14 protein-coding genes are annotated in these 16,049 nt (G+C 70.5%); 9 read left to right on the forward strand and 5 right to left on the reverse strand.

Annotated elements, in window-relative coordinates; all coding sequences use genetic code 11:
- Positions 1 to 12 precede the first annotated feature (12 nt).
- Both H504_RS0120230 and H504_RS0120235 read left to right on the forward strand, forming a co-directional pair.
- Entirely contained in the window at positions 13 to 1,377 is a 1,365-nt protein-coding gene (locus H504_RS0120230) for an FAD-binding oxidoreductase (protein ID WP_026424253.1), read from the forward strand.
- 19 nt (positions 1,378 to 1,396) lie between these two features.
- The gene (locus H504_RS0120235) at positions 1,397 to 2,917 is read left to right on the forward strand and encodes an acetolactate synthase large subunit (protein ID WP_026424254.1); all 1,521 of its coding nucleotides are present in this window, start codon (positions 1,397 to 1,399) and stop codon (positions 2,915 to 2,917) included.
- A gap of 876 nt (positions 2,918 to 3,793) precedes the next feature.
- Here H504_RS0120235 and H504_RS0120240 read toward each other — a convergent pair.
- The 3 genes from H504_RS0120240 to H504_RS0120250 all read right to left on the reverse strand — a co-directional run bounded on the left by H504_RS0120240 (position 3,794) and on the right by H504_RS0120250 (position 6,500).
- The gene (locus tag H504_RS0120240) at positions 3,794 to 4,582 is read right to left on the reverse strand and encodes a hypothetical protein (RefSeq protein WP_026424255.1); all 789 of its coding nucleotides are present in this window, start codon (positions 4,580 to 4,582) and stop codon (positions 3,794 to 3,796) included.
- 288 nt (positions 4,583 to 4,870) lie between these two features.
- A complete protein-coding gene (locus H504_RS0120245) occupies positions 4,871 to 5,080 on the reverse strand; it encodes a hypothetical protein (protein ID WP_026424256.1) in 210 nt (69 codons plus the stop codon).
- A gap of 169 nt (positions 5,081 to 5,249) precedes the next feature.
- Entirely contained in the window at positions 5,250 to 6,500 is a 1,251-nt protein-coding gene (locus H504_RS0120250; protein ID WP_051386068.1) for a helix-turn-helix domain-containing protein, read from the reverse strand.
- A gap of 529 nt (positions 6,501 to 7,029) precedes the next feature.
- On the opposite strand from H504_RS0120250, the gene H504_RS0120255 reads away from it, so the two are divergent.
- The 5 genes from H504_RS0120255 to H504_RS0120275 all read left to right on the forward strand — a co-directional run bounded on the left by H504_RS0120255 (position 7,030) and on the right by H504_RS0120275 (position 11,245).
- A complete protein-coding gene (locus H504_RS0120255; RefSeq protein ID WP_026424258.1) occupies positions 7,030 to 8,118 on the forward strand; it encodes a Re/Si-specific NAD(P)(+) transhydrogenase subunit alpha in 1,089 nt (362 codons plus the stop codon).
- Entirely contained in the window at positions 8,119 to 8,406 is a 288-nt protein-coding gene (locus tag H504_RS0120260) for an NAD(P) transhydrogenase subunit alpha part 2 (RefSeq protein ID WP_026424259.1), read from the forward strand.
- Entirely contained in the window at positions 8,403 to 9,791 is a 1,389-nt protein-coding gene (locus H504_RS0120265; RefSeq protein ID WP_026424260.1) for an NAD(P)(+) transhydrogenase (Re/Si-specific) subunit beta, read from the forward strand. The genes H504_RS0120260 and H504_RS0120265 overlap by 4 nt, the downstream gene beginning before the upstream one ends.
- 75 nt (positions 9,792 to 9,866) lie before the next feature.
- Entirely contained in the window at positions 9,867 to 10,403 is a 537-nt protein-coding gene (locus tag H504_RS0120270; protein WP_026424261.1) for a hypothetical protein, read from the forward strand.
- Positions 10,400 to 11,245 carry an oxygenase MpaB family protein gene (locus H504_RS0120275; protein WP_026424262.1) on the forward strand — a complete coding sequence of 282 codons (846 nt, stop codon included), beginning with the start codon at positions 10,400 to 10,402 and terminating at the stop codon, positions 11,243 to 11,245. The genes H504_RS0120270 and H504_RS0120275 overlap by 4 nt, the downstream gene beginning before the upstream one ends.
- A 797-nt stretch (positions 11,246 to 12,042) precedes the next feature.
- Here the strand turns inward: H504_RS0120275 and H504_RS0120280 are convergent.
- Positions 12,043 to 12,387, reverse strand: coding sequence for a histone-like nucleoid-structuring protein Lsr2 (locus tag H504_RS0120280; protein ID WP_026424263.1), 345 nt, complete (start codon positions 12,385 to 12,387; stop codon positions 12,043 to 12,045).
- Between the two features lie 421 nt (positions 12,388 to 12,808).
- Between H504_RS0120280 and H504_RS0120285 the strand changes: the two genes are divergently transcribed.
- Positions 12,809 to 13,810: a D-cysteine desulfhydrase family protein gene (locus tag H504_RS0120285; RefSeq protein WP_425394067.1), complete on the forward strand. Its 1,002-nt coding sequence runs from the start codon at positions 12,809 to 12,811 to the stop codon at positions 13,808 to 13,810.
- Positions 13,811 to 13,824: 14 nt separating this feature from the next.
- Here the strand turns inward: H504_RS0120285 and H504_RS0120290 are convergent, their stop codons facing one another.
- Complete coding sequence (locus H504_RS0120290; RefSeq protein ID WP_026424265.1) at positions 13,825 to 14,328, reverse strand: DUF3145 domain-containing protein; 504 nt, start codon at positions 14,326 to 14,328, stop codon at positions 13,825 to 13,827.
- A gap of 409 nt (positions 14,329 to 14,737) precedes the next feature.
- Between H504_RS0120290 and H504_RS0120295 the strand changes: the two genes are divergently transcribed.
- On the forward strand, positions 14,738 to 16,048 hold the full coding sequence (locus tag H504_RS0120295) for a hypothetical protein (RefSeq protein ID WP_051386069.1): 1,311 nt from the start codon (positions 14,738 to 14,740) through the stop codon (positions 16,046 to 16,048).
- Position 16,049: the final 1 nt, after the last annotated feature.

Below are 16,049 nucleotides of genomic sequence, written 5' to 3' on the forward strand. Positions count from 1 at the left end.
GAAGGAGTGCCAATGGACATCGGGGTCAGGCTCGCCGAGGTCGTCGAGGACGTGCGAACCGGCGCCGAGGCCGCCGACGACTACGGGCACGACGAGGCGCTGGGTGCCGTGCTGGTGCGACCCGCCTACGTCGTCCGGCCGCGCACCACCGACGAGGTCGCCGGAGTGCTGCGGCTGGCCACCGAAGGGCGCGTACCGGTGACCGCGCGCGGCTCGGGCAGCGGCTTGTCCGGCGCCGCCATCCCCAGCGCGGACGGGATCGTGGTCTCGTTCGAGCGGATGAACTCGGTGCTGGAGATCGACCCGGACAACCACGTCGCCGTCGTGCAGCCCGGGGTGACGCTGACCGAGTTGGACGAGCGGACCGCCGGGGCCGGGCTGGTCTACCCGGTGTACCCGGGCAACATGGGCGCGAGCCTGGGCGGCAACGTCGCCACCAACGCGGGCGGCATGCGCGCGGTCAAGTACGGCGTGACCCGCCACCACGTGCTGGGCCTGGAGGCCGTGCTGCCGACCGGCGAGGTCCTGCGCACCGGTGGCCGGTACGTCAAGTCCAGCACGGGGTACGACCTGACCCAGTTGATCGTCGGCTCCGAGGGCACGCTCGCGCTGGTCACCGAGGCGACCCTCAAGCTGCAGCCACGCGTCCGGCACAACGCGACCCTGCTCGCCCCGTTCCGCGACCTCGCGGGCGTCACCGACGCCGTGCCGAAACTCGTGTCCTCCGGGCTGGCACCGCTTGTCCTGGAGTACATCGACTTCCTGACCATGGCGGCCATCACCCACACCGCGGACCTGCCGTTGGGCGTGCCGGACAGCGTCCGCGAGAAGGCGTTGGCCTACCTGGTGGTCATGCTGGAGAACCGCGACGCCGACCGGCTTGACGCGGACGTGGCCACGGCGGGGGAGCTGCTGTCCGACCTCGGTGCCATGGACGTCTACGTGCTTCCCGGCGGTGCGGCGCGGAAACTGGTCGAGGCCAGGGAGAACGCGTTCAACACGGCGCGCTCGGTCGGCGCGGACGACGTGATCGACACGGTCGTCCCGCGCGCCGCGCTGCCCGCGTTCATGACCCGGGTGACCGAGATCGGCCCGGCGCACGACACCGTCATTGTCGGCTGCGGCCACGCCGGTGACGGGAACGTCCACTTGGCATTGTTCCAAAAGGACGCTGACAAGCTGGCGGCGACGCTGCGGGACCTGTTCGCCGCCGCGATGGACCTGGGCGGTGCGATCTCCGGCGAGCACGGGCTCGGCCGCACGAAGAAGAAGTACTTCCTCGACCTGGAAGACCCGGGCAAGATCGCCCTCATGCGGCGGATCAAGCAGGCGTTCGACCCCGCCGGTGTGCTCAACCCCGGCGTACTCCTGGATTAGGGCTCACGGAAGGGCACGCATGAACGGCGCGCAGGCACTCATCCGCACCCTCGTCGACTCCGGCGTCGACGTGTGCTTCGCCAACCCCGGCACCTCGGAGATGCACTTCGTCGCCGCCCTGGACGACGTCCCGGAGATGCGCGGTGTGCTGGCGTTGGCGGAGGGCGTGGTCACCGGCGCGGCCGACGGCTACGCGCGCATGGCCGACAAGCCCGCCGCGACGTTGCTGCACCTCGGGCCCGGCTTGGCGAACGGGTTGGCGAACCTGCACAACGCGCGCCGGGCGCACACCCCCGTGGTCAACGTGATCGGCGACCACGCCTTGCCGCACAAGGCTTTGGACGCTCCGCTCGAGTCGGACATCGACGCGTTGACGGGGTGGACCGGGGGGTGGAGCCGTTCTTGCCTGTCGTCGGACCAGGTCGGGGTGGACGCGGCCGCGGCGGTGGCGGCGGCGCGCTCCGGGCGGATCGCGAATCTGGTGTTGCCCGCGGATGTCTCGTGGGGCGACGGGGGAGTTGCGGCGGGTCCGGTTCCGGTCTCGCCCCGGGTTTCCGTTGCCGAGGAACGGTTGGTCGAGGTCGCTGGGATCTTGCGTCCGGGCACGGTGTTGTTGCTGGGGGGAGCGGCGACTCGTTCCCGTGGACTGTTGGCGGCGAGCCGGATCGCCGCCGCGACGGGGGTCCGGCTGTTCGTCGAGACGTTTCCGGCGCGGTTGGAGCGGGGGGCGGGGCTGCCGAACGTCGAACGGCTCGGGTATTTGGCGGAGCAGGTGGAATGGCAGTTGACCGGGGTGGAGAACCTGGTGCTGGTGGGGGCGCGGCCGCCGGTGTCGTTCTTCGCCTATCCCGGTAAGGCGAGCGAGTTGACGCCCGCGGGGTGTTCGACGGTGTCCTTGCCGGAGGACGCTTTGGAGCGGTTGGCGGACATGGTGGCTGCCGGGGTTTCGCCGGTGGTCGCGCCTGCTGAGCGTCCGGAGATGCCGTCGGGGGAGTTGACGGTGCAGAACTGGGTCTCGGTTGTTGGGGCACTGTTGCCTGAAGGGGCGATCATCTCGGATGAGGCGAACACGTCTGGGGTGCTGTTGCCCGCCGCGACGGCTGGGGCGCCTCGGCACGATGTGTTGACGCTGACGGGCGGGGCGATCGGGCAGGGGTTGCCGGTGGCGGTGGGGGCGGCGTTGGCTTGCCCATCGCGACCGGTGATCTGCTTGCAGTCGGATGGTAGTGCGATGTACACGATCTCGGCGCTGTGGACGATGGCACGGGAGAACCTGAACGTGACGACGGTGATTTTGAACAATCGGGCATATGCGATTCTGCGGTTGGAGCTGACGCGGGTGGGGGCGTCGGGTGGGGACCGGGCTCGGGCATTGTTGGATCTGGGGTCGCCGGAGATCGACTTTGTGCGGATTGCTGAAGGGATGGGGGTTTCGGCGTCGCGGGCGGGGACGGTGGAGGAGTTGGCGGAGCAGTTTGAGCGGGCAGTGGGGGAGGAGGGGCCGCATCTGATTGACGCGGCGGTGCCTGCGTTTATGTGAGGTGCTCTTGGGGGTGGTTTTGTCGGTGGGTCGGTCTAGGCTGTGTATTAGGGGCTCATGTTCAGGTTGATCATGGTTCTTGGTTGGCTGGGCGATCTTGTCGGTGGGCTTGGTTAGGCTATGTATTTGGGGGCTCTGGAGCGGGTTGATCATGCTCGTGGGGCGGGTAGCTGATCTTGTCGGTGGTTGCGGCTAGGGTGTGTATTCGGGGGCTCTGCGCTCGGTTGATCTTGGTGTGAGGGGGCACTGGGCCTCGGCTGCGCCTCGGGGTTCGGCCTGGTCGCCTTCGGCGACGCCGGCCTCGGGCGCCAGATAAAGCTGGGGTGCCCGTTGTGGTGAAGTTGTTTTGTTTGGGGCCCCTAGCGGCAGCCTGGGGTAAGGCTAAAAGGCGGGGCCACTGGAAAGCGTGGCCTTACCCGCCTGCCGGCTTAGGCCACCGCTCCCCAAACAAAACAACTCCACCACAACGGGCGGTTGGGATCGGCGGCTTTCGAGGCGCGCGGGGCAGGTTGGTCGTGGTGCTACGTCGATATGGGGTGGGGTTCTTTGGGGCGCGGTGTGGGTGTGGGGCTTTGTGATTACTTGGTAGGGCTTCTACTCCTGTATCGTACCCACGAATCCGACCCGTATTGAAAAATGCCGCGAACTCGCGTTCGTGCCTCAAGCCCGCCTTCGCTCACCCATCGACAAAGCGTCTTCTTGTGCTGTGTGCCTCAGAGACCTGCACCCATGCAGATGGCGGTCTGACACGTGTGGCTTGCTGTTGGTTGGGGGAACAGGTGGTTGGTTGGGTGGGGGTGGGAAATGGCGTAGGGCCCGCCGAACACCAGGAGGTGGTGGCGGGCCCTACGGGGTGGAGCGGATGTGTATGTGGAGCTAGTGGGTGCTTGCGTTCGTGGTGGTGGCGGAGGGCTGGGTGACGCTGGTCAGGTTGTCGGTCGCGGTGGCCGCGGTGTTGGTGAGGTCGCTGGCGACGTTGTTGACGGCGTCGGTGACGGTGTTGGTGACGGTGGTGGCCGGGGTGGTGGTGGCGGAGGTGTTCGTCGAGGTGGCCGGGGTGGTGGTCGACGACGAGGTGCTGGGCGAGGTGGTGGTGGAGGTGTCGCGGCCGCCGAGGTTGAGGTTGGCGAGGAGGCTGATCTCGGTGTCGCTCAGGCCGCCGTTGCCGCCGAGGAGGTCGCCGAGGAGACCGTCGTTGCCGCCCAGGAGACCGCCGAGGAGACCGTCGTTACCGCCGATGTTGAGCAGGCCGCCGTTGCCGCCGAGGAGGCTGCCGTTGCCGAGGTCGATGTTGAGCAGGCCGTTGTGGCCCAGCAGGTTGTGCAGCAGGTGGTGCAGGTTCAGGTGGATGTTGATCAGGCTGCTGTCGTTGTCGTTGACCAGCAGGGCCAGGGCCTGGGTCGGGGTGAGACCACCGGTCTCGGAGCCCGCGATGCTGTGCGCCAGGCTGATCAGCGCCTGGACGTCGGCCAGCGACGAGCCGGCCAGGTCCTGGATCGTGTTGTCGTCGAGCAGCGAGGCGTCGATGTCGCCAGAGACCAGCAGGTGGGTGACCACACCGATGGGCACGTCCGTCGTCTCGGCGGAGGCGTTGGGAGCGGCGAGGCCGAAGGCGATCGCCGTGGTGACCGCCATGAAACCGAGACGCAGTGCGGCTTTGCGCATGGGGGAAAGCTCCTAGCTGACTGGCCGAATTGGACAGTGATCAGCCTTCCAGAGCGATCACCCCGTGACGAGTCCACAGTAGAGTGGTCACGTTCGAGACCGTCGAATTCGCTCGGATGGCCCTTGTCCTGCATGGTCAACCCATTCGAGGGAGCGAGATCGACTGCGGTGAGCGTTGTCCAGAACGCGCCCTGCCCACTGATGGCGGACGCTCGATCGTGGGTGGCGTGATGAACAAAAAAGCCGGGCCGGAGCGGTGGCTCCGGCCCGGCTGGCAGCGGGGGACGATCAGGGGTTGGTCCCGGTGAGGTCGATCAGCGGGCTGGCGACGTTGACCGACTGGGCGTTGATCACGTTGATGGTCAGGTCCGGTACCAGCGAGTCGGTGGCGCCGGTGCCCGCGAGGGTCTCCGCGCTCGCGGTGCCCGCCGAGGCGAGGCCGAAGCCGAAGGTGGCCAGCCCGAGGGCGGCGCCGATCCGTAGAACTGTTGTGCGCATGCGGGATTCTGCTCCTAGTCGGCATGGACGAGTTCCAAGCGGCTAGCAGCCTGGCAGAACCGGACGCGCCCGGCGAGTCCACAGTAGAGTGATCACCTGATCGAGACGGCCTGCCACCCCGACAGCGGGGTCGGGGTGGCAGGTGGTCAACAGTTGTAGGCGGTCGGGATCACCGGCGGGGAACCGGTCCGCGCGGCGCGAGCAGGGACCGCACCATGTTCAGCGCGCGGAACTCGCCGGGCACCCCGGTTGGTCGGACCAATCCGGCCTGCAGCAGCCGGTGCACGGCGGCCGCCGCGACCGGCTCCGGCAGGGACCGTTCGCGGGCCAGGTCGCGGACCGACTTGCCCGCGCCCGCGAGGGCGGCCAAGGCCGACGCCTCGGGGCCGCGCAGGGCCTCGACGGTGCCGGTGACGGCGGCCCGGAGGTCGCCGACCAGGCGACGCGCCGTGGGGCCCGCCGGGGTGGTGAGCTGGAACGGGTCCCGGCGGGCCGCCTCGATCAGCCGGGGCAGCGGGTAGAGCGGGAACCAGGTGGCGGCGGCGATCAGCGCGGCGGGTACCCCGTCGAGCGCGTCGCACAGTTCGCGCAATTCGGCCAAGGGGAACGGGCGGTCTTGGCCGTGCGCGCGCAGCCTGCCCAGCAACAGCCGGGGGGCTGGGGCGTCGGGGCCGTCACCGCGGGCGGCCAGTGGGCGCAGCGGCACGGTGTGCGCTTCCGGGTGGGTGCTCGGGACGCGCGCCGTGGTCAGCAGCCGCAGCCGGGGGCACCGGGTGAGCAGGTCGACCAGGCCGGGCTCGGGCAGCCGGGCCGGGACCCGGTCGTCCACCACCAGCACCGCAGGCGTGTCCCCGATCAGGGCCGCCAGCTCGTCCCAGCGCGGGGCCGGGGAGCCGAGCAGCAGGTCGGCGACGGTGCCGGGCAGCGGGGCGGGTGAGCCGCCCGGGTCGACCCACCACACCGGGTCGGGCAGGGCGTCGTGCACGGCGCGGGCGACCTCGGCGGCGACCCGGCTCTTGCCGACACCGGCGATGCCCACCAGCGACACCCAGCGCTGGCCGCCGGTGCCGAGCAGGTCGACCAGGGCGGTGACCACCCGGTCGCGGCCGACCAGCGGGGTCCCCGCGCCCGGCGGCAACTGCGACGCGGTGACCGGGACGGCGCCGCCGGACTGCAGCCGGAGGTGGTCCGACGGGCTCATGTGCAGCGCCCTGGCCAGCAGCAGCAGGGTCTGCTTGCGCGGCCGCTCGACCTTGCCCAGTTCCAGGTCGCGGATGGTCCGCTCGCTCACCCCGGAGCGCACCGCCAGCCGGGACTGGGTCATGCCCCGGCGCAGCCGGGTCGCCAGCAGGAACTCGCCCAGCTCGCCCGCGTGCCGTTCCGGTCTCGCTGATTCCGCTGTTCGCGCAGTGCTCTGCATGGTCGTCAAAACCTCACAAGGTCGGCCACACGCGGTGGCGTTGTGATCGAGCGACCAAGCCACGGCGCGGGCGACGTGTCACCCCAGATCGTCCGCGCGCGCGTGCGGCACGAGTCCGACGACTCGGACGGCGTGCCCTTGACCAGCCGCTCGCTTCCCCAGTTCCGCTGCGCGGCGCGCTGCGGTCATTCGCGACGGTAAGCCCCCATTACGCCATGAAAGCTATCGGTGTGCCAGACGATGGACAACCACGTGTGATCTGGTTCACACCTGATGTACCACGGGTGGAGTATCCAGCGGTCCCGACCGTGGTCGAGCGACCAGCAAACGCTTATTTGCGCGTCTTTTCGGCGGTACGCGGTGCCGGATGGCCATGACGGCGACAACCCCGGTTCGCATTCCCGGGCCTAGTTCGACAACCGTGGTTTCCGGACAACTATCCGTGACATTTGCCGGTCCAGGCGAACTGTCAAGCGACTGGCAACCGGGATGCCCGGCGGACCGCGGCCGCAAATGGTACAACTGTACTGTGACCGCCAACACAGTGGTGGGTGTCCCGCGGGAGACCGCCGAGGGCGAGCGGCGGGTCGCGCTCGTGCCGAAGGTGGTCGAGCGGCTGCGCGCCAGGAACCTCGCCGTCGTCGTCGAGCCGGGCGCGGGCGCCGCGGCCCTCATCCCGGACGACGCATATGTCCATTCTGGAGCGACGCTGGGCGATCCGTGGCAGGCCGACGTGGTGGTCAAGGTCGCCCCACCGACCGACGCCGAGATCGCGAAACTCCGCAGTGGCGCGGTTTTCCTCGGTTTCCTCGCCCCGCTGACCGACCCGGGCAAGGCCGACGCGTTGCGCCGCGGCGGTGTGCACGGCTTCGCCATGGAGTCGATCCCGCGCATCTCCCGCGCCCAGTCGATGGATGCCTTGTCCTCCCAGGCGAACGTCGCAGGCTACCGCGCCGCCCTGCTCGCCGCCGAACACCTGACCCGGTTCTTCCCCATGCTGACCACCGCGGCCGGAACCGTTCCCCCGGCGAAGGTCCTGGTGCTCGGCGTCGGTGTCGCGGGCCTGCAGGCGCTGGCGACCGCGCGCAGGCTCGGCGCGCACACGACCGGGTACGACGTGCGCCCCGAGGTGGCCGACCAGGTCCGCTCGGTCGGCGCGCAGTGGCTGGACCTCGGCATCGAGGCGGCGGGCAGCGGCGGCTACGCGCGCTCGCTCACCGACGCCGAGCGCGACGAGCAGCAGCGGCGGCTGGCGCGGGCCATCACCGGGTTCGACGCCGTGATCACCACCGCCCAGGTCCCCGGCCGCACCGCGCCGACCCTGGTCACGGCGGACGCGGTCAAGGGCATGCGCGCGGGCAGCGTCGTCGTCGACCTGGCGGGCGAGTCGGGCGGCAACTGCGAGCTGACCAGGGCGGGCGAGGTCGTGGTCGAACACGCGGTGACGATCGCGTCCCCGCTGAACCTGCCGTCGACCATGCCCGAGCACGCGAGCGAGCTGTACGCGCGCAACGTCCAGGCGCTGCTGGAGTTGCTCGTGGACAAGGAGGGGGCGGTCTCGCTCGACTTCACCGACGAGGTGGTCGCGGGTGCCTGCGTCACCGGTCAGGAGGGCTAGATGCTGGTGCAGAACCTGGCGGTGCTGGTGCTGGCGGGGTTCGTCGGCTTCGCGGTGATCTCCAAGGTGCCCAACACGTTGCACACGCCGCTGATGTCGGGCACGAACGCCATCCACGGCATCGTGCTGCTCGGCGGCCTGATCGTGGCCGGTCTCGGCGCGCAGGGCGTGTTGGACAAGATCCTCCTGGTGGTGGCCATCGCGTTCGGCACCATCAACGTGGTCGGCGGGTTCCTGGTGACCGACCGGATGCTCGGCATGTTCAAGGGCAAGCGGGAGCGGCGATGAGTCGGGAGACCCTGATCCAACTGCTCTACATCGTCGCCTTCGCGCTGTTCATCTACGGCCTGATGGGGCTGACCGGGCCGCGCACCGCCGTCCGCGGCAACTGGATCGCCGCCGCGGGCATGGGGGTGGCCGTGGTCGCGACCCTGCTGACACCAGGGATGAGCAACTGGTGGCTGATCCTGCTCGGCGTCGGCATCGGCACCGCGGTCGGCGTCCCGTCCGCCAGGCAGGTCAAGATGACCGCGATGCCGCAGATGGTGGCCCTGTTCAACGGGGTCGGCGGCGGCGCGGTCGCGTTGATCGCGTGGGTGGAGTTCCGGGAGAGCGCCGGGTTCGCCGGTGAACCCGGGCACGTCGCGGTGGCCAGCCTGTTCTCCGCGCTCGTCGGGTCGGTGTCGTTCTGGGGTTCGCTGATCGCCTACGGCAAGCTGCAGGAGTTGATCACCGGCAGGCCGGTGGGCATCGGGAAGCTGCAGCAGCCGCTCAACCTGCTCCTGCTGCTGGTCGCCCTCGCCTGCGCCGGGGTCGTCATCGGCGGCGGCCACTCGCAGTTGCTGATCATCGGCGTGCTGCTCGCCGCGGCCGCGCTCGGCGTGCTGGTGGTGCTGCCGATCGGCGGCGCGGACATGCCGGTGGTGATCTCCCTGCTCAACGCGCTGACCGGGCTCAGCGCGGCCGCGATGGGGCTGGCGCTGGACAACACCGCGCTGATCGTCGCGGGCATGATCGTCGGCGCGTCCGGCACCATCCTGACCAACCTGATGGCCAAGGCGATGAACCGGTCCATCCCGGCCATCGTCGCCGGTGGCTTCGGTGGCGGGGGCGGCGGCGCGGTCCAGGCGGACGGCGACCGGTCGGTCCGGCAGACCAGCGCATCGGACGCGGCGATCCAGATGGCCTTCGCCAACCAGGTGATCATCGTGCCCGGCTACGGCATGGCGGTGGCCCAGGCCCAGCACGCCGTTCGGGAGCTGGCGGACCTGCTGGAGTCGCGCGGGGTGTCGGTGTACTACGCCATCCACCCGGTCGCGGGCCGGATGCCCGGCCACATGAACGTGCTGCTCGCCGAGGCCGACGTGCCCTACGAGCGGCTCAAGGAGATGGACGAGATCAACCGCGAGTTCGCCCGCACCGACGTGGCCGTGGTCATCGGCGCGAACGACGTCACCAACCCGGCCGCCCGCACCGACCAGGACTCGCCGATCTACGGCATGCCGATCCTCAACGTCGACGAGAGCCGCTCGGTGATCGTGCTCAAGCGCGGCATGGCCCCTGGCTTCGCGGGCGTGGACAACGCCCTGTACTTCGACCCCCGGACCAGCATGCTCTTCGGCGACGCGAAGGCGTCGGTGGCCGAGGTGACGGAGGAACTGAAGGCGCTCTAGTGCCTTGTGCCATGCTTGCCCCCGTTCGGTCGAGTGGGGGAGGCGCCCGCCATGGGAGTTGACCGGTCTCGCCGGGTGAGACCCACGGCCCTGTACCGGCACCCCCTGGAGCGGGTCGGTCTGTTGTGGACGGCGTCGGCGGGCGCGCTCGGCGCGGTGCTCGCGGCCTCGCCGTGGTCACCGGAGCGCCCGGTGGACAAACTGCCGGTCTTGGCCGTGGCCGTGCTGGTCGCGGTGGCGACCGGGTACCAGGCGCTGCTGCCGTACTGCTTCATCCGGGACGGCAAGATCGGCGTGCGCACCGTGCTCGGCCTGCGCACGGTCGCGCTGGACGACGTCACCGGGGTCGAGCGGCGGGACGCCCGTGCGCCGCTGGGGCGGGCCACCTACCGGTACCCGGCGATCACCGTCGCGGGCAAGGTCATCCCGCTCGACCGCGCCCACTACCGGCCGGGGTTCGGCCGGGAGGGGCAGGTCGAGGAGTTCCTGCGCCAGGTGACACCGGCGCACGCCGGTCAGGGACCGTCCGAAGTGGACCGACCAGGGCCGGGTGACCCGCGGCACGCACACCGTCTCGGTCGGGGTGGTGCCCGCCTACACTCGATCCCATGAGCGAGGTTGGCCTGTTCGGACCGGACTCGGTCACCTGGCAGGTGCACGCCGACCCCGCCATGGTGCTCGGTGGCATCCGCAGCCTCTTCCTGCAGGCCCTGCACCCCCGCGCCGTCGCCGGGGTCTTGCAGAACTCCGACTTCCGCACCAACCCGCTCGGCCGGTTGAAACGCACCGCGGACTTCATCGGCACCACCACCTACGGCACCGCTGAGCAGGCCCACGCCGCGGCCGCCCGGGTCCGCGCCATCCACCGCGCCCTCCGCGCCACCGACCCCGACACGGGCGAGAGCTACCCCCTCGACGACCCCGACCTGCTGCTGTGGGTCCACTGCGCCGAGGTCTCGTCGTTCCTGTCCGTCACCCGCCGCGCCGGCTACCCGCTCACGAAGGCCCACGCGGACCGGTACCTCGCCGAACAACGCACCAGCGCCGAACTCGTCGGCATCGACCCGGCCGACGTCCCCACCGACACCGCGGCCATGACCACGTACTTCCGCCGGATCCGCCCGCACCTGCGGCACACCCCGGACGCGGACGAGATCTACGCCTTCCTGCACCGACCGCCGATCCGGGGCGCGCTCGCCGTCGGACTGCCGCTCTACGAGCCCGCCATCGGCCATCTCAGCTACTCACTGCTGCCCGGCTGGGCCCACCGCGTCTACGGCCGTAGACCCTATCCACGCCACGTGGCGACCGCCATGGCCCGCGCCCTCCGCTCCGCCGCGCCCCACCTGCGGCCCATCATCCGCGCGGCAGGCGCCCCGGAACCCGCGACCGCCGCCGCCATCCGCCGCCTCGGCCCGCAGGCCACCCCCTCGGCGGCCCGCCTCCCCGCCTGACCCCGACCCCACCGACGCGGCACGGCGGAAGGTAGGCCATCCGGTGCCGAGTTGCGTCGATCACCCCAACCCGAGGTGCGTCGATCACCCCAGGGCTGCGTCGATCACCACTCCGAGGACGCATCCACCACCCAGTCCAGAACTGCGGAGATCACCTAATCCCGGGCTGCGGAGATCACCCGACCTAGCGGCACGCCAAAGCTTGACGTTTCGCCGCCGCTGGTCCAGACAGGGCCCCACCCACCCGGGGGCCGGGGGCCCATTCCTGACGGTATCGCGAACTGCGGTCTGTCAAGGGGTCGAGGGACCTGCCTGTGGACAGCTCCGCGGGATGTGGACACCTTGCTGTGCGGCAGGCGGGCCATCCGATGCCGAGGCGCGTCCATCACCCAGTCCAGAACTGCGGAGATCACCCGAACCAGGGGCAGGTCAAGCTTGACGTTTCGCCGCCCCCGGTGCAGGCGGGGCCCACCCACCCGGGGGCCGGGGGGCCCATTCCTGACGGTATCGCGAAACGCGGTCTGTCAAGGGGCGAGCGGCCCGCCTGTGGACAGCGCCAGGGGATGTGGACGCCTTGACCACGCGTGGCTCCGCGGGATGCGGATTCGCGCGGGTCGCGATTGGCGGCGGCCATCGGGGTGGCGATGACGGCGAGCGAGTGGTCGCCTGCCAGTGGTGGGGCGGGCCGAGAATCGCCGCGTGCGTCGCCGGGTCCGGGGCGGGCGGTCGCGGCGTGGGGGGAGAGATGAGGAGGCCCCCGGGGAGCGGTGTGGGTCCGCCCCCTGGGCGGTCCGGACTCAGCCGCCGTGGGCTTCCTGGAACTTGGTCACCAGGGCCTGCGGGATGCGGCCGCGTTCGGCGATGTTCTCGCCCTGGGAGCGCGCCCACTCGCGGATGGCCTGGTTGTCCAGGCGGGTGCCGCCGCCGGTGAAGCGGCGGGCGACGGTGCCGTTCTTGCTTTTCCGGCCGTCGGTGCGGCGGGCGTGGCCGACGTACTGGGCGAGGGAATCTCGCAAGCGGGCGGCGTTCTCTCTCGACAGGTCGATGAGGAACTCGACCCCGTCGATGGCGAAGGCGACCGTCTCGTCGGCCAGGCCGCCGTCCAGGTCGTCGACGAGTTCCACAACTGTCTTCTGCGCCACGGTTTCCTCCGCGTGATGAGAGTTCGTTTCCTGGCCGGGGCGGACCGCTTTATCCAGGCCCGCTCCGGCCCCCAGTCCGGGTTAGCTGAACCGATGGGTGGAAGCTTATCGGTAACCAGGTCCGCGATCCAGCCAACACCCCTGTTGGCGGTCCACGTTATTAGTACCGTATCCGCCCCGGTAGGTCCACCAGCGAGAAAGCGACCTGCCCGTTTCGTCCGACATGACCGCCGGTGGGCGGCCGACTACCGATGTTTGCGCAGGTCAGTGTAGTAAGTGGAATCGCGCTGCGTTATCGGCCACCCGTTCGTGGTAATTGCCTACCAGGCAACATGGGGGTGGGTCAGGCATTTCCGCGCCGCCCGCGGTAGGTGAATCCGGCCCTTCTCGTTCCCGGGCGCGCGGACGTTACAGTTCGACGGTGACCATCGACCTCGCCGAGTTCCCCCGTGTCCAGCTTGGGCATTGGCCGACCCCGCTGGACCCGGCCCCGCGACTGGCCGCGGCGCTCGGTCTGCACCGGCTGCTGATCAAGCGCGACGACGTCAGTGGATTGGGGCTCGGTGGCAACAAGCTGCGAAAACTGGAGTTTCTTCTCGGCCGCGCGATGGCCGACGGGGCGACCCAAGTGATCACTTTCGGCGCGCTGCAGACCAATCACGGGAGGCTCACCGCGGCCGCCTGCGCCCGGCTCGGACTGCGCTGCGACCTGGTGCTCACCCGCGATGTGCCGCGTTCCGGCGCCGCTTATGAGCGGTCCGGGAACATGGCGCTGCACGGCGTCTTCGGAGCGAACACGCACATATCCGAGAATGAACACGAGGTTGCCGAGACCTGTCGTCGGCTGCTCGCCGAGGCCGCTGACGCGGGTCGGACCGTGTGCACCATCCCGGTCGGCGGCTCGAACGCGCTCGGTGCCCTCGGTTACGTCTCGGCGGCCCGGGAACTGCTCGACCAGGTCAAACCCGACCGGATCGTCACCCCGGTCGGCAGCGCGGGTACCGCGGCGGGTATCGCTGTCGCGCTCGAAGGGAGTGATATCCGCTTGGACGCGGCCTGCGTCTCCCGCGCCGCTGCGGATTCTCTGGTGAAAATCAGTGATTTGGCTATCGAGACAACTGACCTGATGGGACTACCGGCGCCGACTCTGGCGAACCTACGCGTCGACGACCGCGCTGTCGGTCCCGGTTACGGCATCCCAACCCCTGATGTGTGGGCCGCATTGACCCTCTTCGCCCGCACCGAAGGCATCACGCTCGACCCCGTCTACACCGGTAAAGCTGCCGCGTACCTCCGCTCGGCAGCGCTATCCGGCGAGATTGACCCGGACGAGACCGTCGTGTTCCTGCACACAGGGGGCCATCCTGGCCTCTTCGCCTATGAGCCGGAACTCACCGAGGCGATAAGGGACCAGGCAGACTAAACGGCAGGAATTGCTCAGCCGACGCGGTGCAGCCAGGTGACCGGTGCACCGTCACCCGCCCGGCGGTACGGCTCCAGCGCCTCGTCCCACGACGACCCGAGCAGCTCGTCGACCTTGTGCGCGAACGACTCGCCGCCCCTGGCCGCCGCCGCGACCGCGCGCAACTGGTTCTCGTCGACCACGATGTCGCCGCTGGCGCTGGTCCGGGCGTGCCAGAGGCCGAGCGCGGGCGCGTAGCAGTACCGCTCGCCGTCGACGCCGCTGCTGGGCTCCTCGGTGACCTCGAACCGGGTCATCGGCCACGCGCGCAGCGCGGCGGCCAGCTTCGACCCGGTGCCCTGCTCACCGGTCCACGCGCATTCCGCGCGCAGTTGCCCCGGAGCGGCGGGCTGCGCGGTCCAGCGCAGCTCGGCGCGCACCCCGAGGGTGCCCGAAATGGCCCACTCGACGTGCGGACATACCGCAGCCGGCGACGAGTGGACGTACACCACACCTTGGGTGTTTCCACGGGTGCTCACTGCTGACCTCCGCTGCTCGACGAGGATCGTCTTCCCCTACGTCCTGCGCGTACAACGGGTGTCGGTGACCACACGAGGTATTCCCGGCGCTCATTGTGCCCTGCTACCGGACACTTTGGCCACACGAACCCCGAAAACAACCAGTGCCCCAGCAATTGCGGGTGAAAAGTGGCACACGGGCGACGGGAGTGTCGCCGTGTACGCGCTCCCGATCCCCCCGGAAGACGTTCGAGCCGCCCGCGCGTTGCCTCGTTCGTGATCCTTTTCCGGACCGGGTGACTCCCACCGGGTGAGCGATGGCGTTGGGACGACGTTGGATCGTCACGTTCGGCCATCTCGACGCCCGGTCGGGGCGGCCGGGCGCTAGCGTGTCAGGCGATGGTGGGAATCCCACCAAACGCTGCCGGAGGTGACGACCGTGCGCTTGGTCCGCGTCGGTGAGACGACGTCCGAGGTGGGCAGGCACGTGCGGGCCGCGCTGACCTCGTGGGGCCGCGGCGACAAGGTCGCTGGCGGGATCGCCCTGCTCGGCGCGCGAATCCCCGGCTACGGCTCCGCCGTCGAGGCCGTGGTGCTCTTACCCCGCGGCGTCCTGGTCGTGCTCGGCGTCGACCTGCCCGACCCGGCGTTGCGCCTGGAGGCACCGCTCGGCGACCGCTGGCGGGTGGACGGCTGGCCCATTTCCCGCCCGGACGGCCCGGTCAACCCCGCCGCCAACGCCCTGGGCGCCACCGCCGCCGTCGCGGCCGTCGTCCGGGCCCAGCAGCCCCGCCCGCTGCCGGTCGGCACCGTGATCGCCGTCGGGCCGTACGTGTCGCAGGTGGACCAGCCCGCCGAGGACCTGGCGCGCGGCGTCCGCATCCTGCACCCCGAGCCGATGACGCTGCTCGCCGTCGCCAAGGACCTGGCCGCGCACAGCCGCCCCTGCCCGGTCGACGAACTCCGCCGCGTCCTCACCGCTTTGCACCCCGCCACCCACATCACCGCGACCGACCCGACCGCCAGTGATCCGACCCGCGCAGGCCTGACCGACGCCGACCTGCTCGCCGAGGGCTTCCCGGACGGTCTGTCCGCCGAGTCCGCCGCCGAGCGCACCACGATCCTCCCGTTGATCCCGGGCCGACCGGCCCCGCCCGATCCCCCGCGCCGCCGCCGTCCCCGGTGGATTCCCGTGGTCACGGTCGTGGCGGTCGCGCTGCTGCTGGTCGTCGGCATCGCCGTCGCGGTCAGCTCCGCCGACTCCAGTCCGCAGCGCGGCGCGGCGCCCCCGCCGCCACCGGACGGCATCGAGTTCGCGGACAAGGGCACCACCGCGGCTCCCGACTGCGCCGCCCACGCCACCGGCGAGGTCCAGGGGTGGCTCCAGCGCAACGGCTGCGCCCGCCTGGTCCGCGGCCGCTTCGAGGCCGCCAAGTCCGGCCACCACGCCGCCGTCCTGCTCAGCGTCCTGCGCTTCGAGGCCAGCTCGTCGGCCACCGAACTGGGCACCGTCCTCGCCCGACCGGGCGCGGGCACGGTGCTCGACCTGGAGCGGACCCCGTGGCCGGGCGGCGCCGCCCCGAAGTTCACCGGGGCCGTCCGCGCCGCCGGGCGGGAGGGCAACAGCGTCAAACTCGCCCAGGTCGTCCGGCTCGACCAGCCCGGCGCGGACCTGACCGAGGCCGACCTGCGCGACATCGCCGTCCACGCCCTCGACCTGCCGGTGGCTGTGGCACCCTGAC

This window comes from Actinokineospora inagensis DSM 44258 (assembly GCF_000482865.1).
Classification (GTDB): domain Bacteria; phylum Actinomycetota; class Actinomycetes; order Mycobacteriales; family Pseudonocardiaceae; genus Actinokineospora; species Actinokineospora inagensis.